The sequence below is a fragment of the Emticicia agri genome, from assembly GCF_004168285.1.
Taxonomy (GTDB): Bacteria; Bacteroidota; Bacteroidia; order Cytophagales; family Spirosomataceae; genus Emticicia; species Emticicia agri.
The window spans coordinates 28,670-53,043 of record NZ_SEWF01000039.1 but is presented as its reverse complement, the minus strand read 5'-3'; the positions used below and the strand labels follow the sequence as shown (position 1 = coordinate 53,043).

Sequence of the window (24,374 nt, the reverse complement as noted above, 5' to 3'; positions counted from 1 at the left end):
TATAGAAAAACCAGAAGCAGGCAAAATGCTTTACTAAAATTGTTGGATAAAGGAATAGAAGCCTATCAATCCCTGCTCAATCAAACTCAAGCGAAAGGATTAAGTATGGTAGACGCTGAAACATTTAAGACCATTAAACTGGTTTATCAACAGCAAAAACAGCGATACTTACACCCACAAGCCAAGATACCAAACCGGATAGTAAGTTTGTACAAACCCTACCTCAGACCCATTATCAGGGGAAAAGAGAATAAACCCTTAGAGTTCGGAATGAAGGTTCATAAGTTGCAGGTAGGTGGAATCAGCATAATTGAATATGGAAGTTATGAAGCCTTCAATGAGTGTAAACGTCTGAAAATCAGTATAGTCAAACATAAAAGTACTTTTGGTCTATGTACCCATATAGCTGCTGACAGGATTTATGCTACCAATGAAAATCGTAAATATACTACTCAGAAGAACATCCAGACCAACTTTATTAGAAAGGGTACTGGAAAAGATGATAAAGCTACCAAACAAATCAAAGCAGTACTTAATAAAGAAAGAGCTACACGTTTAGAAGGCAGTTTTGGTAATGAAAAGGAACATTACCTCTTGCATAAGAACAAAGCCAGAAGTCCTGACAACGAACAAGTTTGGCTATTTTTCGGTATTCACACTGCCAATGCTGTTTTGATTGCCAAACGAAGACAGAAAGCTCAAAGGCAAGCCCAAATGGCCGCTTAAATTGAAAATTTCATATCAAAACTCACCCATAAAATGGGGTGGTTCAGTGTGTCTACTCGTAAACAGAAAAGTCTCAATTGACGAAAAACTCACGATAGATTGTACTTTTTAAAGATGTTGCTCTTTGAAAATCAACAAGACACTCAGATTTTTGAGTGTCTTGTCGTTAGAATATTTTATCTAAGAGAATTTCCAAGGAAAGCCTATTTACTAATCACAATTACTCCCCCGAAGGCTTACGAATCTCTTTATCTAAAGCAATAGGAGTACCCAGGTTAGGTGTACCATCAGCGTTCCAGGTAAAAGGCTGCATACGTGGTGAACGATTATTGCCACAGCCCTGCCCCGCTTCAGGGTTAGCATGATAGATTATCCAATGTTCTTTTCCATCAGGTGATTTAAAGAATGAATTATGTCCTGGTGCATAAGCTTTCCCTGCCGGATTGGACTTAAAGATAGGTTCATCATACTTTTTCCATGAAGATGCCAGCATTAAATCAGCTTTAGCATCAGCCTCTAATAAACCTAAAGTATAGTGGTCTGTCCAGCAACCACTTGCCGAGAACACAATATATACTTTTTTGCTGTTATCTGACTGCCTTAAAAACTGGGGTCCTTCGTTTACGACAGGCAGAGGATTCGACCCCATTTTCTCCCAGCTATGTTTAGGAGTCGCTATTTTTGTGCGTTCGCCCTCTATCGTCCACGGATTTTTGAGTTTAGCTATATAAATATCCTGGCTTACATTTTCTGCTCCCTCCCAGCCTGACCATATAGCATACAATTGCTTGTTCATTTCAAAAATACTCATATCAATTGCCCAGCGATTAGTCGGGTCTGTTATCTGGCCTTTCAATGTCCAGTTAGTAGTAGTTGGGTCAGTGTCAGGGTTTTCCAATACCCACATCCGGTGGTTATCATTTTTACCATCATCGGCTGCTACGTATACATACCATTTGCCATTCAGAAAATGTAGTTCAGGTGCCCATAATTCTTTTGAATAATTACCTGTTGCCGGAGGCGTCCATACCACAACTCCTGGTGTTTTCGATAAATCGGCCATATTTTTTGTTTTCCGAAGAGTAATATTCTTACCCGTCGAATTACAATAGTAATAAAAGCCGTCTTTCCGAATTACCCAAGGGTCGGGGCCGGTAGGCAATAATGGATTTTTAAAAGTAGATTGAGCCTGGCATACACCAAAACTCATAGACAATAGCCCAAAGACAAACAGGCTAAAAAAAGTTTTTTTAGACATACCAATAGGTTTTATAAATAAACGATTGAATAGAACTGAGAGTATGTTTAAAAATTATGATTCGACCTGCAAGGAAATCTTTTTTACCCATACTGCGTTGCATTTTTTCGATGTAGCTGCTGGCTACATCTGCAAAATACGCCTTGTCTGGCTAAAAAATCTTGTCCTTTCGGTCAGAAAAATAAAATTTAAACATACTCTAAAGCGCTTTACTGCTTTTGAAAGGCTAAAAATATGAAGTAAGCCATAGACTTACATAAATGCAGAGGAGTTATTTTTTTGAAGTGCAGAAAGTGCATAAAAAAAGGCGGTTAAACCGCCCTTATATCAATGATGCCCTTCGTCGGCCTGCTTACGATCATAATTATTAGCGAAGGTAAAGCCTAAGAAGATAAGTCCGAGTATAAAGACAAATAAATCGCCAAATACCCAAAGGATTGTCATACATAATAAAAAGATTACCAATGTAAGCCAACTTGGAAGTGATTTCGAGCCTGAATGTTTTGCCATGATTTATCTTGATACGTTAAATTCTGCCTGCAATTTAGGATATAAGTACCAAAATTGAAAATATTACTTGACTTTCTCGTAAAAAAACGAGTTACCATCTGCTAAAACAGCGCCAATCGGTGCAGGCTGATATAATACCAAATATCTTGGCGTTTCGGTAAAAGAGATAAACGAATAGGTCTTACTCTCTTCAAATACCAGCATATCTTTCTGATAAGTAGCTTTTTCATCTGAACTGATACTTACATCAGACTTCTCTACTACTTTTCCATCTTTTGTACGGGTATAGCTCCCTTTTGAAGCATTAAAAGATAAAATTTCTTCATATTCAGGCTGAAGTTCAGTAGGTCCCTGTGGAGACGGGAAACCGACACCAATTTTCACTAATTTCCACTCTCCATTGAGTTCGTTCAACAATGGGTCTGGTGCGGTATTGGTGCACGATGCTAAAAATAAAATAGTACAGATAACAATCAGCGTAGTTTTCATAGTTTAATACAGTTTTTAATAATAGATTCCTTCTTAGCTGAAAAGGTTGGAATATTAAAAATCAAATTCTAAAATATCGGGGTCATTTAAAAAGCTCCTGATAGCTTTCTCATGATTTTTTTCCGGTCCTCTCACCGACCATGTCCCACTTATTAAACCATTCAATTTGGTCTGCATATTACGCTCGGCTTCTAAGCCAAATTTTTCAAATTTATGCTCATAATGTTTCAAGGTATCATTATTGAATTTACAGACAATCCGATAAGTACGAATCAGGTTTCTTTTTTTGATAATGGTTTGTAAAGGTACCAGCCCATATAGAGCGAAAATAACCAGAATCATGGCTACAAAGCCTGTTTCATACAAGCCTTTCCCGAAACCCACACACATACCCAACGCCGCTGTTACCCAGGCAGCTGCTGCTGTAGTGATACCTGTAATGCGCCCACTCGAATTATCTCTGAAAATGATACCCCCACCCACAAAACCGATACCTGTTACAATATTAGCCGCAATTCGTGAGGGGTCAGAACCTAACTTAACAGAGATAATTGTAAAAAGTGTAGAGCCCACACATATCAGTATCATGGTTCGGAGTCCGGCAGATTTACTATGATACTCTCTTTCAAAACCAATAATTGCCCCTGTGCCTGCCGACACCAGAAGTTTAATCACATCTTCAGTAATAAATTCTATAAACATAGTGTATGTTAAGCCAGTATAAAAGTAACAATTTAGTCTCTTGATTGTTATTGTGTAAGCTACGTATGCCAACTAACGATAGCAGGAAAAAGTATTTTTCTATTTTCGGTAAAACTTAACACAAATTTTTTGTTTTTTTGAATACAGTTGGTTGTATTTGCAAATTATTTTAAAACATCTCCAAAAAAAATCCTTATGAAAACTGATCTCAAACAAAAGGCCTCTGAAATTGCCGCAGCCCTTGCTGACGTAGTAAAAGGAGAAACAACCAATAAAAAAATTAAAAAAGCCATTGATAAAACTGCGAAAAAACTGGCGAAAAAAGTAGCTAAAGTAAAAAAAGAGGCAGAAAAAGATAAGCAGAAAGAAGAGAAGAAAGCTTTGAAAAAAGTAGCAGAGAAAGCAAAAGAAGACAAGAAAAAAGATAAAAAGAAGGAAGAAAAAGCTCCTGCGACTGCACCAAAAGCTGATTCACCAAAACCAACACCTGCTCCGGAACCACCAAAAGCAGTTGCTCCAAAACCAGCTCCGGCAAAGTCTGCTCCCGAAAAGCCTAAAGCTGTAACTCCGAAACCGAAAGAACCAACCGCTTAACAATATCATTTATCTATTCAGGTTTTACATGACGATTATTATAAAAAGGTGTAAATCCCTACTGATTTACACCTTTTCCTTTATACTTCTTTCGGTTACAATCGCCACAGCCCAAAAGGCCAGCGAATTGATTATTACCGAAATTATGGCTGACCCTACCCCTACCAAAGGTTTGCCAGAAAAAGAGTATATAGAACTCTATAATCGTTCATACAGAAGTATCAACCTTAATCAATGGGTTCTTTTTTATAATGCTACATCAGTCCGGTTTCCTGACATTTCTATTAATCCCAAAGAATACCTGATTGTTACACATCGGAACAACATAGCAGATTTTCAGGCGTATGGCAAAGTAGTAGGTCTCAATAATTTTTCACTCAATAATGCGGGTTCTACCCTACTTCTGAAAGATACTAAAAACAGTACTGTTTTTTCGGTAACTTATACCGACCGATGGTACACCACAGACAAAGCACAAGGCTTTGCTTTAGAAATGATTGACATAGATTACCCTTGTGTAGAGGCAGGTAACTGGGTTTCGAGTGAAGCGGCCTTGCAGGGTACCCCGGGTAAAGAAAACGCAGTAAAGGCTTCTCAGCCTGATTTAACACCGCCAAGCTTAGAAAGGTATGAATCAGAAAGTAATTCTACTGTAAAACTAATCTTTTCTGAAAAATTAGACAGTCTCTCTGCTATCAGTCGTAATGCTTATATCATAGACAAATCATTAGTAATCAATAAAATTACGATTGAAAGCCCTGCCAATCAGCATGTTTATTTATCATTCTCCACCCCATTGCAGGATAATACATTATATACACTCACAGCTAAAAATATAGCCGATTGTTCGGGGAATGTTCTGAAAGAGACAAAACTTTCCATAGCGAACTTTCAGCCTGCTGACTCGGGCGATGTAGTAGTTAATGAAATTTTATTTAATCCTCGTAGTGGTGGCGAAGACTTTGTAGAAATATATAACCGGAGCAATAAATTTATTAGCCTGAAAGACTGGACACTGGCAAATGTTGATGCCGCAGGTACTATAACCAATAGCAAACTTATCACTCATACACACTTTATCCTGCAACCAAGACAGTTTTTGGTATTAAGCCGCAATTCAGGTATTGTTAAGGCACAATATTTTAAAACCGTTTCAGAAAATATTTTAGAAATGGCTTCCCTACCGACATTCGCTGATGAAAGCGGTACGGTTATCTTAATGAATCATAACAAGAAAGTATTTGACAGATTTGACTATACAGAAGACCTTCATCATCCGCTGATTGATGACAAATCGGGTATATCTCTTGAGAAAGCTGATTATAACCTCCCTTCTTCTATACTTTCCAACTGGCACTCGGCGGTAGCTTCAGAAGGGTATGCTACACCCGGATATGCCAATTCGCAAGGAGTTACAGCCAATCAGAAGAACCTTTTTATAATAGAACCGGAAATTTTCACACCCGATGGCGATGGTTCTGACGACGTTACTCAATTAAAATTCTCTTTAGATATTCATGGCTACATAGCCAATGCCTACGTTTTTGATATGCAGGGAAGAATGTTGAAACAATTAGCGCAAAATCAGTTATTAGGCGTAAATGACCAGTTAAGCTGGGACGGCAAAAGTGCCACTAATGAACTTGTAGCGGTAGGGTACTATGTAATTTTTGTAGAATTGTTTAATCCTAACGGCGAGAAACAGGAATTTAAGGCTAAAGTGGTAGTGGGCAGCAAATACTAATTAAAGCCAACCCCTGTCTATGGCCACTTTTACGGCTTCTGCTTTACTGCTGATGTCTAATTTCTGATAAATATTTTTCAGGTGCGTTCGTACTGTATGCGGACTGATAAACATTGCATCGCTTATATCCTGGTAAGTAAATCCTTTTGCAAAAGCCGTTAGTATTTCTATCTCACGTTTCGAAAGCACCTCTTTTTCAATCACATTTTTTTGTTCAGCTATAGCTACGGGGTGCGTTTGCACTTCGGTAGTGTCTTTTTTGAGATTCAAAAATAAATATTCTTTCACCCGCACTATCATGGCTACAGACAAGATGATAATTTCTAACAGAAACCCGAAAAGGTAAGCATAGGGCTGTACAATCCAGATATCGAAAATATGGTTAAAATACTGTGGTAAAATATAAGATAACAAAGGCGGGATAACTGCAATAAGGTACACACGCGACATTGTATTTTTACGAACAGATGCCAGTACAGTAATATAAAGCAAAACTAAAACACTGATAAAGAAAATGCGGCCTGTCCAACCTGAAAACTGGAGATAGGTATCTGTAGCCTCATCAAGCCAGAGTGGCGAAAAAACTGAGGGTATCAGTAAAATCCAGAAAATAATGCTCAGAATACGTAGTAAACGTTCAAAAAAAGGTCGGTCTGAGAGTGAAAGTTTTGTAAACGAAATAATGAACAGAATACTCCAGAAAAAAATACTGTAACTAAAATAGGGGGTTAAATCTATTATACTATTCCGGAATAGTTTAGCTGGTAAGTACTCATATAAAAACCCATCTAAATGTAGAAACAGTAAAATAAGGCTCAACACATACATGCCATAAAAATAGAAAATCCGCATATTGAGCAGGTAGGCTATAATACAGTTTCCTACCACCACTAATAGCAGAATACCGATAATAATGCCCCAGAAAAAATTCAACTGTCGGTCGCTCTTTTCAAATGCTTTCGGGTTCCAGACAATGAGTGGAAATTTGATAGAATTCAGCAGGTTTTTCCCTTTCAGATAGATTGTATAAGTTTCTCCGGCTTTCAGATGCATCGGAAAAACAAAATCTCTGTGCACATAAGGGCGATTGATAATAGGTGTAAGACAACTAAGATTCTCGACTGATTGAATTATTTGCTTATCCTGCACCACATAAAAACCAAGCTCGTCGAAAATAGCACTATTGACCTGAAATAAATATCGACTATCTGCCTTGCTTCCTATTTCAAGCCTTACCCATCCTGTTCGTTTTCCCCAACCAAAATTCGGAATAGCCATATTGGATAAATAAAAAAAATCCTGCTCGGCTTTTAATAGCGAATTAATTGTTAAAGCGTTTGAAGAATCTTTTAAAACAAATAAATGCTCACGAATCTCTTGTTTCTGTAAATCACTACTCAACCAGATAGCGTTCTGACAGAATGTGGTAATGGGCAACAAAAAAAGGAGTAGCAATCGCATTTATTTAGGTTTTTATGGCAATTTAAGCAAAATACCACAAATGAGGTATTGAATTATGTGGTATTCCGTCAGTCATTTGCAAAAGATTTCTCAACGAAAATAGCGATGAAAAACTCAAAACTGCTTTTGACTGATTTACAGGTACTCCTACAAAACCAAAACTTTGTAGTAAAGTACCCTGCCGAAACAGAGCCACGTTTAGATGCCTATTTTGAGAGTATAGAAATGCTGGCTCTGTTAAATAAAATCGGTTATAACAAACGCCTGAGCAGCCAGATTTATTTAGCTATGATTCATACCCAATTTAAAGATTTTATTCAATTAAACTCTCCTGCCCGGTGGCACCTATACTTACTGGTATTGCTTGGAAAAACTTTGGGTTATCGTATTTAAACCCATAAAACCATGAAAAAACCCTTATTTCTATTTCTACTACTTCCTGCCTTGTTTTCAGCACAAAATTGTACATTTATGAGCAAAGGCTTTCAGCACTTGAAACAAAAATGAATAGTATTCTCAATCAAAACGGAAAATAACATGAAAACTATCCTATTACTATTCTTACTTCCCACAGCAATTTTTGCACAGATAGGCTCAAAAGTACAAGCCAGTAAAACTTCTCTGGCAGGTAAATGGACAAATAAGCAGTTTGGCTTTGCCATGATATTGCAACTCAATGCCGATGGAAGTGGCATGTTTGATGAAGAAAAAATTACTTATACCACAACTGCCACTACCCTATCAGTAAAGCAGGACGGCGAAACTACTAATTATAAGTATGTACTGCAAAATGGGCAATTAACCCTTTCAGGTGGCGATTTAGATGCACCTATCACTTTCAGCAAAGGTGAGGCAGCTACAAGTACTGCTTCCTCAAAACCCGCTTCTGATACTCCATCAGGCAAATCTAATGGTTCATCTATTGTTGGTACCTGGTCGGGGAATGGCGAAACCATGATTTTTCAGGCAAGTGGGCAGGGTTCGTATAATGGAGTAGGGTTTCAGTACAGCACATCAGGTAATAATGTGTCTATAACCGGGTCAACAGGTACTACTACTTTGCAATATGCTGTGAATGGCAATTATCTGACTCTAAGCGGCAATGGTACTACGGCTGTTTTACAAAAAGGTACAGCTAACGGTGCCACATCAGGCAGTTATGGGCAGGCACAGGGAGGCAATACTGGCGGCGGCATCGATCAGAGCATTGTAGGCAAATGGTGTTGGGCTAATACCTCCTCTACCTCATCAAGTAGTTATAACAGCACTAAATGTATTGTAATTAATGGCAATGGTACTTATGAATACTATGCCGAAGGCTCAATCAGCGGTTATGGAGGAGGTGGCTATGGAGGTTCGAACAGCCAAAGTTCTGACAGAGGTACCTGGAAAGTAGAAGGCAATCGAATACACGTGCAATCTCAGGCCGAGGGTTACAAAGTTTACTCTTTTGAAAAAAGGAATCATCCTAAAAATGGTGACCCAATGATTGTAATAGACGGAGATACGTATGTAACGTATTACAAAAAAGCTCCCTGGAGATGAGATACACAAAATCACCCCAGCCTTTTTATATCCGCAATAGTGCCCATATTATTATTGGTGCAGGTTTACTCTTTTTTGGAGCAGTGATATTTATCTATGGTAGTCAATACCTGTTTCTAAAAGAGGCTAACAAGACGAATGGACGAGTAACAGGTTTTATTGTCCCTAAAGGTAAGTCACTCAAGAGACCTGTTATTGAGTTTTACACGCCTGACCAACAAAGGCATACCTATTATCATTCAGAAGGAACAAATCCGCCTCAATATGGGCAAGGGCAAGAAGTAACTATTTACTACAACCCTACGAATCCGGAAGAGGCAAGTTTAGGATATAGTTTTATTCCTATGATTATTCTGAGTATTTTCGGATTAGTATTTACAGGCGTGGGTATAGCTATGAGAAAATAACTATTAGCCTATCTAATAAGAAACACTAAACAAAAATTAAAAACCTGCTAAACAGACCATGAGCAAAACAGACCCTATTAGATATGTAATAATCCTTTTCCTGATTATAGGGATTGGCTTTCTTGGTGGTGCTATTTATGCCTATATTTCTAACAAAAACTTTATAGAAAAAGCTACCAAGGCAAGCGGAAGAGTTATAAACTTTCACTCCAACAGAAAAGGCAGTAAAGCGCCTGTGGTTGAGTACAGCGACGCAAAGGGGCAAGCCCATTTCTATTACCACAATGTTTATACGAAACCTTCTGCCTACGACCTGGGCGAAACTGTAGAAATATATTTTAACCCTGCCGATCCTGAAGATGCCACCTTGGGCGGTATTTCAGTTCTGGCAATTATTTTGGGGGGTATAGGATTCATCTTTACCTTAATATCTGTCATTTTTCTTAAGGTTTTTTGGAATCATACAGCAGTAATGTCTCAAAAACATTATTGATTGCATCAGCGTAGTTTCTTGCCCTGTCTCTGGGTAATTAAATTATTTCTGTAATTTCTCTGCTCTTCACGTTCTAAATGTACACCATAAGCAGAAACACATCCTAATGCTATAACTTGCGAAACTATAAATAATACAACTATCATGGCTTTTAATGTTTTATGATATATATCTATCAAAATATTTGCCAAGCCTGATAATAGCCTATTTCAGAGATTTTTGGGGAACGGTTTCCCCAAAAAACTAAATATTTGAGTGATTATGATTCCCTATAGTTAAAATTTCTAATTATTATGCGGCTTTTCTCGAACTATTACATTGAATAATTATCTAATAGACAATTTAATTGGAAGGATATGAAAAGGTATGTCTAAATGTAACAATTTTAGACTATATTGCATTTACACTATTCTATTTATTCAAAATTTGGACACGCCCAAATGAAAAACACTTACTTCATCACGCTATTTCTTTTCGGAATCACTATGCAGTCTCTATCACAAACAGGCTCCTCTGAAAAACTAAAAGATGCTATTCAGGCAAAACTTGCTACCGTTGAGGGTGAGTTTGCAATAGCTTTCAAAGATTTGCAGACAGGACAAACGCTGTTTATCAACGAAAAAGATAATTTTCATGCAGCCAGTACCATGAAAACGCCTGTAATGATAGAGGTTTTTAAACAGGCAAGGGCAGGGAAGTTTAAATTATCTGATTCGATTGTAGTGAAAAATGAATTTAAAAGTATTGTGGATGGCAGCCCGTTTGGCTTAGATATAAGCGATGATAGTGCCGATGATATGTATAAGAAAATCGGTAAAAAAATGACGATTTACGACCTTACCTATCAGATGATTATCGTCAGCAGTAATCTCGCAACTAATATTCTGATTGATTTGGTAGAGGCAAAAAAGGCCAATGCCACTATGCGGACTTTAGGAGCTAACGACATTCAGGTACTACGTGGGGTTGAAGACAGCAAGGCATTTAAGTTGGGTATGAATAATACTGTTACGGCTTATGACCTGATGACTATTTTTGAAAAACTTGCCCAAAAAACGGTAGTGAGCAAAGAAGATTCAGAAGGAATGATTAAGATATTGCTTGACCAGAAATTCAGAGAAAAAATACCAGCCAAATTACCCAAAGAAGTAAAGGTAGCCCATAAGACAGGGTCTATTACAGGGGTACAAAACGATTCAGGTATTGTGTATTTACCCGATGGCAGAAAATACGTAGTAGTACTGCTTTCAAGAAAACTGAAAGATGAGAAGAAGGGAGTTGAAGTACTGGCAGAGGTATCAAGAATGCTCTATGATAGCCTTCAACACTAATTCCGTTCAGCTCTCTTTCTCTAAAAACTCTTTGATACGATGCGTTTTATCTTTGCCCACTAACTCAATAAGGGCTTCTTCCGGTGCATTCTTGATATTAGAAATAGTCTTAAAGTGTTTCAGCACTTTGGTTGCCGTCAGCTTACCAATGCCTGGTGCGCTTTCCAGGCTACTTATCAGGAAGCTCTGACTGCGTCGGTCACGATGATGTGTAATACCAAAACGGTGAGCTTCGTCTCGGCATCGTTGAATGAGTTTCAGCGATTCTGATTTTTTATCGATATACAATGGTAGTGTATCTTCAGGAAAATAGATTTCTTCCAGACGCTTGGCTATGCCTATAATCGGTATTTCACCATACAGGCTTATTTCTTTCAGAGCCTCACAAGCGGCAGAGAGTTGTCCTTTACCACCATCAATAATAATCAAATCAGGCAGGTCGGCTTTTTCTTGCAAGAGTCTTGTATATCGGCGGGTTACTACTTCTTTCATGGTAGCAAAGTCGTTTGGTCCTTGTACCGTTTTTGGAATAAAATGCCTGTAATCTCTTGGTGATGGTTGCCCGTTGATAAAACACACCATAGCCGACACCGGATTAGTACCTTGTATATTAGAGTTATCGAAACACTCAATATGGCGTGGCAGGTTTTTCAGTTGTAAATCCTGTTTGAGTTTTACCAATACACGGTCTCGTTTATTGGTAGCACCACTGGCTGCAATGGCTTCTCGCTCGGCTTTTTCTTTTCTGAAATACACCACGTTTTTCAACGACATATCCAGTAACTTACGCTTATCTCCTATCTGTGGCACGGCAATATCGGCTTTCATGTCTATCGTTACCGGAATATTCGTTACTATTTCTTTAGTAGTGCTTTCGTATTGCTGTCTTAGTTCTACAATAAACATTACCAGAATTTCCTCATCGGTTTCTTCTAATTTCTTCTTTACTTCTAATGTCTGCGTAAGGGTAATAGTGCCATTAATTACTTTCAGGTAATTGATATAAGCCGATGTTTCGTCAGAGGTAATACTGAATACATCTAAATCTTTGATAGCAGGGTTTACTACCGTGGCCTTACTCTGGTAGTTTTGCAGAAAATCTAATTTCAGTTTGAACTGATGTGCTTCTTCAAATGCCATTTTCTGGGCTGAATCCAACATCCTTTGTTCAAAATACTGCTTGGCTGGAGCCAGATTACCTTTCAGAATATTGTGTACCTGCTCGATCTCCTTCATATAATCTGCTTCTGTTTGCAGATTCTCACAAGGGCCTTTGCAATTACCTATATGGTATTCGAGACAGACCTTAAACTTTTTAGCATCAATATTTTCCTGTGACAGGCTCAGGTTGCAGGTACGGATGGTATATAACTGGCTGAACATTTCGAGCAGGGCATACATTGCTTTTGAATTTACAAAAGGGCCATATAGTTTCCCTCTTGATTTATCCTCCATGCGTCTGGTTGTAATTACCCTCGGAAAACGTTCGTTGGTTACGCACACATAAGGATACATTTTATCGTCTCGCAGCAAGATATTATAGCGAGGCTGATACTTTTTAATCAATGTATTTTCAAGCAGAAGTGCATCAAATTCGGTAGGTACAATCGTAAATTCCAACTTTCGGATACTTATTACCAGACGGCGTGTTTTACGGTCGTGACGGTTGAAATTGGCAAAATAACTGGTAACCCGATTTTTTAAGTTTTTAGCTTTCCCTACATAAATTACTTCTCCGTTGTCATCAAAATAACGATATACCCCCGGCTCTTCGGGAACTCTCACCAATTCGGTTTTATAATCAAAACTTATCTCTGACATATACTCCTACAATATTATCATCCTGATTAAATATAACAGTACTCCTGATGAATGTGTTCAAAATCTAACGAATACTTATGGGTATTTGTTAACAAAAAACTAATTTATAAACAAAGGCTCAATAAATTCATAATGTTGGCTGAATTTCAAGCAAACAGATGGATTTTCAACATATACTCAATAATATTTGCTTATTTAGTTTAAGCTCTTTACACTTGTTATAGACCCGACATCTATCTTTTATAGTAAACTTTCAAAGTTTGCTATCACGTATATAAAATCAAGATTTATTGAAATGACAAAACAAATCAACAACCCTTTTATTCTTGCGATTAAAGCCTATAATCTTGCTGTAGAAATCCATCATCATTCTGCTTACCAGATTGTTTTGTCAAACGAGAATCCTTTTACTTCAACTATCAATGGAAAATTATATGAACACATTTATGGATTTCTAATTAAACCACAGGTTACACATTTTTGCAGTATCGAAAAAGGCGCATTGAATATTTTAAACATAGAACCCTATTCGGGTGTTGGCTTGGAACTATCAAGCAGATTTAATGTAAATCAAGACCATATTGTTTTTAATTCCTCAGCCGAAATACATACGTTTTTTCAGACAGGAAAAGATAGTTTTGATATTTATCATATCATCAATGATTTGATTTTAAAACTACCTCTAACAAAACATGATGAAAGAGTAACAAAAATAGTTGAGTATATTAAAACCAATTTCTTTGAACAGCATATAACCCCACAAACTTTTGCTGATATTGTTTTTCTTTCTCCCTCTCGTTTAGCTTCACTTTTCAAACAACAAACAGGAAGTAGTTTGTCTAAATATTTATTATGGACAAGACTACGCCAGGCTATTTATCTTACGCTTTCTGAAAAAGACAGAACTCTGACAGACATTGCCTACGATACAGGTTTTTATGACCTGCCTCAACTGAATAAGTATATGTATGAAATGTTTGGTATGCCGCCCAAGGCGCTCAAGCAGAACAGTGATTTGATACAAGTTTATTAGTCTGGTGGTTTGCAACTTTGTGCCATCATTTAAACATTTAAAAAATAGCACAATGAAAGCACTCGTTTATCAAAAGTTTGGAGACACCAATGTTTTGCAAACAATAGAAGAACCCAAACCATCTGTTCAATCAAATCAGGTTTTAATAAAAATAAAAGCCGTTTCAATTAATCCTTTAGATTGGAAAATCAGAAAAGGAGAAATGAAATTGATGTCTGGCTCAACATTTCCCAAACATACAGGCGTTGATTTTGCTGGTATCATTGAAGATACCGGAGCATCAGTCACTAACTTCAAAAAAGGAGACGAGGTTTTTGGTGTAGTAAAAAATAACATGAAAGAAGGTGCATTAGCCGAATATGTTGCAGTGCCTTCAACATTGGTCTGGAAAAAACCGATACAAATCAATTTTGTTCAAGCCGCCTCTATTCCAATAGTAGGTGCTGCCGCTGTAACTACCTTACAAAAAATGGGTAGCATCAATGCACAATCTGAAATCCTGATAAATGGTGCAACGGGTGGCTTCGGCATGTTTTTGCTACAATTATTAAAACAAAAACAGGCAAAAATAACGGCAGTTACAAGTACAAAAGCTCTTGATTTTGCCAAAAAATGGGGAGCAGATGTAGTCATTGATTATACAAAAGAAAATGTTCTATCCCAAAAAAAGACCTATGACACTGTAATTGACTTATCTGGCAAAATGGGCTACATCAATGCCAAACAACTGATGAAACCCAAAGCTTTATTCATAAATCCTACACCAAAGCCCGTTGAAATTATCACTTCGTTTTTTAAAAATTTATTTACAGGCAAAAAGCATATTGCTATGCTTTCCAACCCATCTACAGATAATATGGATGTATTGCTAAATGCTGTTGATAATGGTTTACAAATCGAAGTAAGTAAAATATTTTCATTTGTTCAATCTAAAGAAGCCTATCAGTATGCTGAGCAAGGCAGATATATTGGCAAAGTAGCTGTTGAATTCAATTAATGACAACTCTAAAGAATCATTGTAAACCATAAAAGAAAAACAATCTAATTTAATCGTATAAGTATGAAAAGCAATATTAAAATCATAAACGAAAGTAACGGAAAGCACTTTTCCGTAGTTGGTGATACTTACCGAACTATTATTTCAGGAAAACAAACCAGCGGAGAATACGCTATAATTGATATGCTAATACCTCCGGGTGGAGGTCCACCACCCCATGCACACCCATCTTTCCACGAATCATTTTATGTAGTTGACGGAGAACTTGAGTTTAAAACAGAAGATGGGAGCTATATTGCCAAAAAGGGAGATTTAGTAAATATTCCTAAAGGTGGTGCCATACATAGTTTTAAAAACTCAAGCAAGGTGATGGCTCATTTGTTATGTACGGTTGTTCCGGCTGGTCTGGATGATTTTTTTGAAGAGATTGGTACACCTGTGAAAGCAGGCGAGTTTTTGCCACCTGCTCATTTGGAGGAAGAAGAAATAAAGAAAGTAGTTGCCATTGCAGAAAAGTACGGTCAGGTATTGTATCGGCCTCATTATTTAGACAAATAAATATAGATCTTCTCCAAAAACTGTTTCACAAAAAATAATCAGATGCAATAAAGGTCATAAATGAGAAGTAGAATATTTTCTGAAAAATATTTTCAATTATTTGTGACTTTTCAAAAAAGTATCGTCTAAAAGGCAAACAAACAATGTTGTGATTAATAAACTTGCTTGTTTAGGTCCAAGCCCTTTAAAAATTTACATTCGCTTATTGCTGTACGACAATACTCAAAGACATTATTGAAAAGCCAACTCTCACAGGTTGGTTTTTACTTTCAAAAAAATTCCGAGAAAAAATTTGGATAGTTTTAAAATTTACATTTACTTTGTATTACAAAGTTCTTTTTAAAAAATATATATGAATTTAAAGAAAATAACTATCTCCTTTTCTGTTAGCCGCCCAACTTTGAGTCTGATTTTATTGACACTTCTGAGTTTTGTGTTGCTAATAGCCGGAGTTATTAAAACACAACAACTAAGAGGTATTTACCTGCTCTGGAATCTGTTTTTAGCCTGGGTACCTTTGTTTTTTGTGCTGGTGGCACGCAGGTATCAGTTTTTGCATCAAACACCAACAAGGCTCCGTCAACTGATTATTTATGTATGCTTAGGGTTATGGCTTTTATTTTTTCCCAACTCGCCATATATTATTACCGATTTAATTCACCTGACAGAATCACATAGCCGTCTTCTGTGGTTTGATTCCGTAAGTTTCTTTATAGTAGCTTTAGCCGGCTTAGCCACAGGTTTATATTCGTTGTATGTAGCACACCAGATTATCAGGCAGATTACCAATAAATTCTGGGCATGGAGTATTTTATCCATCAGTGTGGTATTATCAGGTTTTGGCTTATATTTAGGCCGATTTGTTCGTTTCAATAGCTGGGATTTATTTACAGACCCTATTTTTCTGTTCCGCAAGTCTTTTCAGGAGTTGCAAAACCCGCTGGCTATTCAAACAACTATGGTGTTTTCGTTAGTGGTAATGGTATTATATGTTTCTTTAAATCTGTTGATTCCGCCATCGTATGAACGTACCAAAAATGTTGCGTAGTTTTAAGTATGCTTTTCAGGGTATATGGGTGCTGATGCAGGAAAATAATGCCAGATTTCACCTATTTGCTACAGTTGTAGTGGTGCTGACGGGATTATTAGTAGGGCTAAGTAGTGACGAGTGGGCAATCATAAGTATCATTGTCGGGTTAGTGTGGGTAGCCGAAGCATTCAATACAGCTATTGAGAAATTATGTGACTTTGTATCGACAGAACACCATCCACTAATCGGAAAAGTAAAAGATTTATCGGCTGGTGCAGTTTTAATCATTTCCTGTATTGCAGTTATTATCGGAATTATTATATTTTTGCCTAAAATATTAGCTAATCTATGAACGAACACCTTGAACAGCTTAAAGAGATACGCTCCATGATGGAACGTTCCTCTAAGTTTCTTTCACTAAGCGGACTATCAGGTATTTCGGCAGGTATTTGTGCTTTAGCAGGTGCATGGTATGCACATCAGAAAATACATATAGATGCACTCTATCATTTATTTGACCCTCAGGTAAGAGAAGAGATTGTTCCTTTACTGGTTTTAGATGCCATAGTAGTATTGATTTCTGCTTTAGTAACAGGTGCTTTTTTTACGATACGCAGAGCCAGAAAGCAAGGGTTACAGCTATGGAATTCAACCTCAAAGCGTTTGCTCGTAAGTATGCTTATTCCGCTTTTAGCCGGAGGTACGTTTTGTATAGCTATGCTGTATCATGGTTTTTTCTGGTTGTGTTTTCCTGCAACGTTAATTTTTTATGGTATTGCGTTAGTCAATGCAAGTAGATACACTGTACACGATACATTTTATTTAGGCATCAGTGAAGTCATTATTGGTTTAATAGCACTATTTTTGGCACAATGGAATCTTTTTTTCTGGGCATTGGGTTTTGGAGTACTGCATATTATTTATGGAGCAGTGGTATATTTCAGGTATGAAACTAAATAGGTATTTGTCAGGCGAGTAGCAATCGCTTGTCGCTATATTATGAATTTATTACAGAATTTTAATAAAGCATTTGAAAGCAAAGCCCGTTTGGGTATTATGTCGGTGCTGATGGTCAATGAAGAGCTTTCTTTCAACAACATGAAAGAACTTTTGTCGTTGACTGACGGCAACCTGGCTACTCACCTGCGGGCGCTTGAGGAAGCTAATTATATTTCGTTCAAGAAAGAATTTATAGGCCGTAAACCAAGTACAGTATATTCAGTAACAGACGAAGGCAAACAGGCCTTTAATGACCACCTGAATGAATTAGAAAAATTTATCAAAGGTTCTTGATTATATTTTTTTACCTATTAACTTTGAAAAACAAAGTACTTTTAAAACAACCAAAATATGTCATCTACTACGCTCAAAGTTTTAGCATTTGTACTGCTGACTACCCTCTTCAATTATTTTTTCTGGCAAGAAAAACCCGGAATTAATCTATTGATATTTAATAGCTTATTGATTAGTTTATTTATTTATTTCAACAAAATAAAACTCCATTCTTTAGCCATAAAAACGGCCTTGTTACTCACCATTCTTAGTGCAGTATTAGTTGTTGTACATAATTCTGTAATCAGTGCATTCGGTCATTTTTTTTCTTTCATTGTTCTGGTAGGTTTTCTGCATCGCCCTCAACTGACAAGTGTCAGCGGGGCCCTATTTCAATTCGGGGTGAACGCACTGATGAGTACATTTGAACCATTTATCTTACTGGCAAGTACAAATAACTCTACTAACGGACATAACAAAAAACTCAATCCGATTCTGAGAGCTGTTAAGCTATTTATTATACCTGTAATAGTGTTTCTTATTTTTCTGGCAATTTTTAAGACTGCCAATCCGGTATTCAGCAATATGCTTGACTCAACCTTCTCAGTCTTTTTTCAAGCGTTTAATCAGTTCTTCAATACGCTCTCTCTGCCACATATCATCTTTATTCTTTTCGGAGCATTTCTCATTATTTGTGTGCTGAAAGACTGGGAAAGAGCCAAAGGTATTCACAACTTCTTTGTTTTTAAAAGCCCGAAGACTTTAATTGTTTCTGAAAGTATCAACGAAACAAGTGTAAAAAACGAGTATAAAACCGCTTTGCTCTTGATAGGTTCGGTCAATATATTACTGCTCATTATCAATAGTATAGACATACGATTTATCTGGTTTAATGTAGGTGGAGATTTAAAATCGGCAGTAGAATTGTCGCAATTAGTGCATGAAGGCACCAATCTTCTGATTTTCAGCATCCTTCTCTCCATTGCCATATTGCTTTTCTATTTCCGCAAAGACCTGAATTTTCTGCCGGATAATAAATGGCTTTTAACGGCTTCCTACATCTGGATTATCCAGAACGGAATTCTGGTTATTTCTGTATTACTACGCAACTACGAATACATTATCAATTATGGGCTCACACATAAGCGTATCGGGGTGGTATTCTTTCTGGTGCTTACTTCAGCAGGATTGGTGCTGATGTGGATGAAGATAAAAAAACTGTATTCATTCTTTCATGTGGTTAAGCAAGCCGGGTGGGTATTTTACATAGCTTTTGTAAGTCTGGCGCTTTTTGATTGGGATAGTATGATTGCCCGATACAATTTAAGTACACAAAGTGCAGCAAATATTGACTATCAATATTTGTATGAACTCTCTCCAAGAACACTTCCGATTCTTTATGAAAACAAGGAGAAAATAGCAGAGCGAATTAAGCAGACTCCGAATATTAATCAGGTAAATGAAATTAACAAGCTAAACAACAAGATAAAAAGATACCTGACAGACCAACAAGGTTATACATGGGTTTCATGGGATTTATCTAATAGCAAAGCTGTGGATTATTTTAAAGATAAGAAATTAGAGGATTACATTCCTCCTGTGACACAAAACCAATAAATCTTCACCTTCAATCAAACATCTTATGGAAACAATTAAAGAGCCGGGCAGCCGGCCCCAGGAACTTATTGCCCAAACAAAAAAATACTGGTATGATTATGTACCTACTATTGACTACTTTTTCGGGCTATTACTCTTGCTCATATCCTTGTCAATTTTTCTTGGTACGCATGAACGACGAGAGTTTTCAATGTCTTTTGTTGCCATGATATTTGCAGTTGGCTATACAGTTTTCTTACTGTTTACCAAAAGAATGAAGGTATTCTGGAAAGCCCAGCCCAAAGAATATACCGCTTATCGTTTACTTGCGTGGCAGATATGGATTGTCAGTTGTTTTACATTAAACCGGGAGGTTGATGTCTTTCAGGAGTCAACCGATTGGCTTTCAGTAGCTCTTGTTCTTTCGTGCCTGAGTAATATTCTGTTTTATTGGGAACCTCATCTTTCTAAAAGATTTAAAGAGGTACTATATGTCTTTTGCGCTGCCTCAACTGTTTTATGGGCCTATTTTACGCTTTATACTATTTGGTTATACCCCGTTAGTTTTATGCTCATTCTTTTTCTGGGGCTTGGTTTTCATTCATTTATCCCTCTTATTTTATTAATCGCTCACGTCAAACTGCTTAAAAGAACCTGGCATTCACACAACAATGCTATCCTGTTTGGAATCCTCACGCCTGTTGTCTTCACCATCTTCTTTGTGATTCAGTGGAACATCACCCAGAATCAAATCCATGAGGCTTATCAGAAGTCTTTCACAAGTACCACCGATGAGGTGCCAAACTGGATAGCAGTAGCTCAGAAAGTAGAAAATAACTGGATTACAGAACGCATTCTGAAAGGCGATTTACTATATCAGAATTTCGATACCCGATTCAATTTTATGCCAACAACGGGTAATTTCGGGAGTTTACAACACGACCCCTTAGTGATGACCGCCTCGTTGTTCAGTCAGAAACCAGCAATTGAGACTAATGAAAAAATTAAAATATTAGGAGCTATACAAGATATAAACCATGAAACGCAGGTAAGGCTTTGGGCAGGCGACCAATTAGTAACACAAGACATTATTACCCAAACCAGAATCTATCCTGAATACCGGATGGCTTATACTGAGAAAACACTTAGCATTGCTAATAGCGGAAAATATTCATGGCGAAATCAGGAGGCTATCTATACATTCTACTTACCAGAGGGTTCGGTAGTTTCCTCTCTTTCGCTCTGGATTAATGGCAAAGAAGAAAAAGGTTATCTGACTACTAAAAGTAAAGCCGATTCTGCCTATAAAACGATTGTAGGCGTTGAAAGCCGGGATCCTTCAGTAGTTCATTGGCAAGAGGGCAATACAGTAAGCATAAGAGTTTTTCCGTGTACGCCGCAAGAAGCAAGAAGGGTTAAAATAGGAATTACGTCGCCACTGAAAGAAAGCAATGGACAATTGATTTATAAAAACATTTATTTTAAAGGCCCTGATGCAAGCGATACTAAAGAAACTGTCAGAATAGACTTCTCTCAACCGATAGAGGGTCTATCTAATCCCTGGCAGGCTAATGCATCCGGTACAATCGAACACAGTGGTTCTTATAAATCTGACTGGCAATTGCGTTTCAAAACACCTGCCCTATCGAAAAAGCCATTTACTTTTCAGGGCAAAAGCTATGTCTTATCGCCTTTATTCGTTCAGAAAGTATCTTATAGTCCTGATAAAATCTATTTAGATGTGAATGCAGAGTGGAGCAAATCAGAGTTTGATGATATCTACTCAACTTTTACAGCTAAAGAAATATGGGTATGGAAAGATGGCTTAATACGATTGAGTGAGAAGAATAAAGATAGGTTATTCTACGAATTAAAGGAAAATAATTTCAGCCTTTTTCCCCTATACCGAATCCCCACATCAAATAGACAATGCTTACTGATTACCAAAGGCACATTTAAAGCGCCTAATCTGCAACAATTAGAAGGAAGTAACTTTGCACAGGCTACCAAAAATATCAATATCGACAAAGAACCTATTCAGGTAGTATCACTCAATGAAACGCTATCGTCCTACTTAAAAACCTTAAAAGAGTTAGGCGTAGTAGCCGTTAATCAGATGAGTATTGAACAATTACAGAATCAAAAACTCTATAAAGTTCTCCATTCTCCTGCTAAAACATCTGTCAACATCGAAAGTGCTCAAATGCAGATTACAGAGGTGGCAAAAACCCAAGAACAAACAGATGCCCCAAACCATCTGCTTCGGTTGTATGCTTACACCCATATCATGCAACAAATCGGGGCTAAGTATTTTAAACAAGATTATCTTTCTGATTCGCTTATTCAGGAAGCAGCTACAGCTAATATTGTAACACCTATCTCAAGTCTGATAGTATTGGAGACACAAAAAGACTATGAACGCTTTGATATAAAGAAAAGTCAGAACAGTCTTGAAAATGCTACGCTTAAATCATCAGGCTCAGTACCAGAACCGCACGAATGGTTGTTAATTATTACGTTTGCTGGTGTTATACTTTATTTCCTTTTAAAGCGATTCTTGTAAAATGTTTAAAGCGACCAGTTATCCTAAAGTAATTTTCCTTATGGCCTATATAGCTTTATTTATCTGTATCAGCTATAAGGGATATTTTTTAGGCGACTCTGTTTTTATCTTGGGAGCAGGCATATTGGTTTATGTACTGAAAGCAGGTACACCGGGCAATAAGAGTATGCGTTTTCTTATCCCGACTTTGCTTCTGACTATTGTTTCCTTTTATGTGCCTACTTTTTCAATCAGGTATCTGTTACTGATAGTTGCCTTATTGTTTTGCTTTGAGACACTGTTTGGTAAGCTGAGTGAACTGGCATTTCTTGTGCTTCTGCTTATGTCTCCTCTTTTCAGGTATGTAGCTGAAAGTTTTACTTTTCCGATTCGTATCTGGCTGAGCGAAATCAGTGGGCAAATACTCTCTTTTTTACATTTTCCTGTTGAAATAAATGGTAATATGATTGTATTAAATGGTAATGATTTTTTAGTTGATGCCGCCTGCACAGGTCTGCAAATGCTTGGGTTATCGTTTTTAATGTGCATCTTTTTACTAGCCTATTATCAGGATATTTATCAGAAAAAACTCACATTTGGCTGGCAGTTATTAGCTTTAACTATCACTTTTCTGCTCAATATTCTGAGTAATTTATGTAGAATCCTGCTTCTGGTTATTTTCAGAATTACACCGGATAATTTCTTACATGATGTATTAGGTATCTGTTGCTTACTGATATATGTCTGGCTACCGATGGTAGGGATTATCAGGCAAATTGCTTTAAAGCAAGTGACTGAATCGGTAGAGCCAAAAATTGAGGAAACAGGATTAAGGCAGTGGATAATGAATGGCTTGTTTCTTTCAGTTACTGCCTATCTGATATTGTCATTTACAGGTTCAACAAAAGCGCAAGAGCAGATAATAACAGAGAAACATGAAAAAGCCAATTACCAGGCAAAAGTACTAAACACGGGCATCACTCAAATGAAAAGCGATAAAGCCCTGGTTTACCTGAAACCAATTCCTGACTTTTATTCGGGTGAACATAGCCCTATTTTTTGTTGGAAAGGGAGCGGTTATACTTTTGAAAAAATCAAAGAAGAGATAGTACAAAGTTATCCGATTTATACAGGGGTATTAACAACCAAAAATGATAAACTTTACACCGCCTGGTGGTTTACGAATGGTGAAGTCATCACTAATAGCCAGTTAGAATGGCGATGGAGGGTATTGAAAGGAGAACATAAATTTAAACTCATTAATGTAACCGCAGATTCAGAACATGAGTTAAAGAAAGTCATTGCTGAGTGGCTATAAAAGTAGCATAGTTGATTTAGGGGTTAGCGAGCAAAATCCATGTAGTTTTATATGGGTTTTCTTTTTTGTATGCTTATCATAACACAGAAAGCCCACTTTTGAAGCAGGCTTTCTGTGTTATAAATTTTTGATAAATCTATTTACGGGAGATTTTAGCTAATAATTTCAGAATTTCAAGATATAACCATACGATAGTTACCATCAATCCAAAAGCTGAATACCACTCCATAAACTTAGGCGCACGCATTTCTGCCCCTTGTTCTATCAGATGAAAATCAATAATCAGATTCATAGCGGCAATAGTTACCACTGCCAACGAGAAGATAATACCAACCTTACCACCTTCATGAATATAAGGTATGCTGATACCAAACATGCCTAATATCCAGGTTAGTAAATACACCAGAAAAACAGCACCTGTAGCGGCTGTAACACCCATAATAAAGCCACGGGTAGCTTGTAGTATTTTAGTTTTGTATAAGAACCACATGATTAATACCACACCGAAAGTCAGACCTGCGGCCATAAAAGCTAAATCCTGAAAAATAGCTGAGATAGCCCCGATAGCCAAACCCTCTAACAAGGCATAAGTAGGTGCTAATTGTGGTGCCCATTCTTTTTTAAATACCAATACAACAGCACATAGCAAACCACCGATACTACCAGCCGGAATAAGCATGGGGGCAATACTCCAACCTTCTAACAGTCCAATCCACGATACTGTCGAAGAGGCAATCAGTATAAATAATAAAATACCCACTTTATTAAGAGTACTTTGTACAGTCATCACATCGCCATTGTGGCCAGCGAGGTCGATTTTAGTAAATGTTTTTTCCGAAAATGCCGGATTAGCCATAGTTAAAATTGTTTAGGAATTAAAAGAAACAGTTTGAAAGGATATTAACCTCTTACAAATAAACTCAGTTTTTTTGAATTTACAAAAGCGC

The 24,374-nt window shown here is 37.2% G+C and carries 25 protein-coding genes; 18 read left to right on the top strand and 7 right to left on the bottom strand.

Annotated elements, in window-relative coordinates:
- On the top strand, positions 1–726 hold a 726-nt coding region (locus tag EWM59_RS20945), incomplete at its 5' end, for a transposase family protein (protein WP_510186009.1).
- Positions 727–946: 220 nt separating this feature from the next.
- On the opposite strand, the gene EWM59_RS20940 is transcribed toward EWM59_RS20945, so the two are convergent.
- From EWM59_RS20940 to EWM59_RS20925, 4 genes are all read right to left on the bottom strand, one after another.
- A complete protein-coding gene (locus tag EWM59_RS20940; protein ID WP_130023206.1) occupies positions 947–1,984 on the bottom strand; it encodes a glycoside hydrolase family 43 protein in 1,038 nt (345 codons plus the stop codon).
- Positions 1,985–2,311: 327 nt separating this feature from the next.
- Positions 2,312–2,494, bottom strand: coding sequence for a hypothetical protein (locus tag EWM59_RS20935; RefSeq protein WP_130023205.1), 183 nt, complete (start codon positions 2,492–2,494; stop codon positions 2,312–2,314).
- 63 nt (positions 2,495–2,557) lie between these two features.
- Positions 2,558–2,983, bottom strand: coding sequence for a hypothetical protein (locus EWM59_RS20930; protein WP_130023204.1), 426 nt, complete (start codon positions 2,981–2,983; stop codon positions 2,558–2,560).
- Between the two features lie 54 nt (positions 2,984–3,037).
- Entirely contained in the window at positions 3,038–3,685 is a 648-nt protein-coding gene (locus EWM59_RS20925; RefSeq protein ID WP_310587890.1) for an MgtC/SapB family protein, read from the bottom strand.
- 147 nt (positions 3,686–3,832) lie between these two features.
- On the opposite strand from EWM59_RS20925, the gene EWM59_RS20920 reads away from it, so the two are divergent.
- Both EWM59_RS20920 and EWM59_RS20915 read left to right on the top strand, forming a co-directional pair.
- Complete coding sequence (locus tag EWM59_RS20920; RefSeq protein WP_130023203.1) at positions 3,833–4,279, top strand: histone H1/H5 family protein, HCT subfamily; 447 nt, start codon at positions 3,833–3,835, stop codon at positions 4,277–4,279.
- Positions 4,280–4,307: 28 nt separating this feature from the next.
- On the top strand, positions 4,308–6,023 hold the full coding sequence (locus EWM59_RS20915; protein WP_130023202.1) for a lamin tail domain-containing protein: 1,716 nt from the start codon (positions 4,308–4,310) through the stop codon (positions 6,021–6,023).
- On the opposite strand, the gene EWM59_RS20910 is transcribed toward EWM59_RS20915, so the two are convergent.
- Positions 6,024–7,484, bottom strand: a complete 1,461-nt coding sequence (locus tag EWM59_RS20910) for a 7TM-DISM domain-containing protein (RefSeq protein WP_130023201.1) — start codon at positions 7,482–7,484, stop codon at positions 6,024–6,026.
- Positions 7,485–7,589: 105 nt separating this feature from the next.
- On the opposite strand from EWM59_RS20910, the gene EWM59_RS20905 reads away from it, so the two are divergent.
- The 5 genes from EWM59_RS20905 (at position 7,590) to EWM59_RS20885 (ending at position 11,260) form a co-directional block, all read left to right on the top strand.
- Complete coding sequence (locus EWM59_RS20905) at positions 7,590–7,877, top strand: hypothetical protein (RefSeq protein ID WP_130023200.1); 288 nt, start codon at positions 7,590–7,592, stop codon at positions 7,875–7,877.
- 144 nt (positions 7,878–8,021) lie between these two features.
- Positions 8,022–9,029, top strand: coding sequence for a hypothetical protein (locus EWM59_RS20900; RefSeq protein WP_130023199.1), 1,008 nt, complete (start codon positions 8,022–8,024; stop codon positions 9,027–9,029).
- The gene (locus EWM59_RS20895) at positions 9,026–9,436 is read left to right on the top strand and encodes a DUF3592 domain-containing protein (protein ID WP_130023198.1); all 411 of its coding nucleotides are present in this window, start codon (positions 9,026–9,028) and stop codon (positions 9,434–9,436) included. Before EWM59_RS20900 ends, EWM59_RS20895 begins: the two co-directional genes overlap by 4 nt.
- 58 nt (positions 9,437–9,494) lie before the next feature.
- Positions 9,495–9,929 carry a DUF3592 domain-containing protein gene (locus tag EWM59_RS20890; RefSeq protein WP_130023197.1) on the top strand — a complete coding sequence of 145 codons (435 nt, stop codon included), beginning with the start codon at positions 9,495–9,497 and terminating at the stop codon, positions 9,927–9,929.
- Positions 9,930–10,369: 440 nt separating this feature from the next.
- A complete protein-coding gene (locus EWM59_RS20885; protein WP_229239402.1) occupies positions 10,370–11,260 on the top strand; it encodes a serine hydrolase in 891 nt (296 codons plus the stop codon).
- Between the two features lie 6 nt (positions 11,261–11,266).
- On the opposite strand, the gene uvrC is transcribed toward EWM59_RS20885, so the two are convergent.
- Entirely contained in the window at positions 11,267–13,081 is a 1,815-nt protein-coding gene (gene uvrC, locus EWM59_RS20880) for an excinuclease ABC subunit UvrC (protein ID WP_130023196.1), read from the bottom strand.
- Positions 13,082–13,376: 295 nt separating this feature from the next.
- Here uvrC and EWM59_RS20875 point away from each other — a divergent pair, with 295 nt between their 5' ends.
- The 10 genes from EWM59_RS20875 to xrtN all read left to right on the top strand — a co-directional run bounded on the left by EWM59_RS20875 (position 13,377) and on the right by xrtN (position 23,427).
- Positions 13,377–14,114, top strand: a complete 738-nt coding sequence (locus EWM59_RS20875) for a helix-turn-helix domain-containing protein (RefSeq protein WP_130023195.1) — start codon at positions 13,377–13,379, stop codon at positions 14,112–14,114.
- A gap of 52 nt (positions 14,115–14,166) precedes the next feature.
- A complete protein-coding gene (locus EWM59_RS20870) occupies positions 14,167–15,111 on the top strand; it encodes an NAD(P)-dependent alcohol dehydrogenase (protein ID WP_130023194.1) in 945 nt (314 codons plus the stop codon).
- 63 nt (positions 15,112–15,174) lie between these two features.
- Complete coding sequence (locus EWM59_RS20865) at positions 15,175–15,669, top strand: cupin domain-containing protein (protein ID WP_130023193.1); 495 nt, start codon at positions 15,175–15,177, stop codon at positions 15,667–15,669.
- Positions 15,670–16,021: 352 nt separating this feature from the next.
- A complete protein-coding gene (locus EWM59_RS20860; RefSeq protein WP_130023192.1) occupies positions 16,022–16,717 on the top strand; it encodes a DUF1361 domain-containing protein in 696 nt (231 codons plus the stop codon).
- Positions 16,692–17,051: a diacylglycerol kinase family protein gene (locus EWM59_RS20855; protein ID WP_130023191.1), complete on the top strand. Its 360-nt coding sequence runs from the start codon at positions 16,692–16,694 to the stop codon at positions 17,049–17,051. The genes EWM59_RS20860 and EWM59_RS20855 overlap by 26 nt, the downstream gene beginning before the upstream one ends.
- Complete coding sequence (locus EWM59_RS20850; protein WP_130023190.1) at positions 17,048–17,659, top strand: hypothetical protein; 612 nt, start codon at positions 17,048–17,050, stop codon at positions 17,657–17,659. The genes EWM59_RS20855 and EWM59_RS20850 overlap by 4 nt, the downstream gene beginning before the upstream one ends.
- A gap of 39 nt (positions 17,660–17,698) precedes the next feature.
- On the top strand, positions 17,699–17,992 hold the full coding sequence (locus EWM59_RS20845; protein WP_130023189.1) for a winged helix-turn-helix domain-containing protein: 294 nt from the start codon (positions 17,699–17,701) through the stop codon (positions 17,990–17,992).
- Positions 17,993–18,049: 57 nt separating this feature from the next.
- Positions 18,050–19,588 (top strand): DUF4153 domain-containing protein, encoded by a 1,539-nt coding sequence (locus EWM59_RS20840; RefSeq protein WP_130023188.1) that lies wholly within the window; start codon positions 18,050–18,052, stop codon positions 19,586–19,588.
- Positions 19,589–19,613: 25 nt separating this feature from the next.
- Positions 19,614–22,130, top strand: a complete 2,517-nt coding sequence (locus EWM59_RS20835; RefSeq protein ID WP_130023187.1) for an XrtN-dependent VIT domain-containing protein — start codon at positions 19,614–19,616, stop codon at positions 22,128–22,130.
- Between the two features lies 1 nt (position 22,131).
- A complete protein-coding gene (xrtN, locus tag EWM59_RS20830) occupies positions 22,132–23,427 on the top strand; it encodes an exosortase N (protein ID WP_130023186.1) in 1,296 nt (431 codons plus the stop codon).
- 136 nt (positions 23,428–23,563) lie between these two features.
- On the opposite strand, the gene EWM59_RS20825 is transcribed toward xrtN, so the two are convergent.
- Positions 23,564–24,283, bottom strand: coding sequence for a Bax inhibitor-1/YccA family protein (locus EWM59_RS20825; RefSeq protein ID WP_130023185.1), 720 nt, complete (start codon positions 24,281–24,283; stop codon positions 23,564–23,566).
- Between the last annotated feature and the right edge of the window lie 91 nt (positions 24,284–24,374).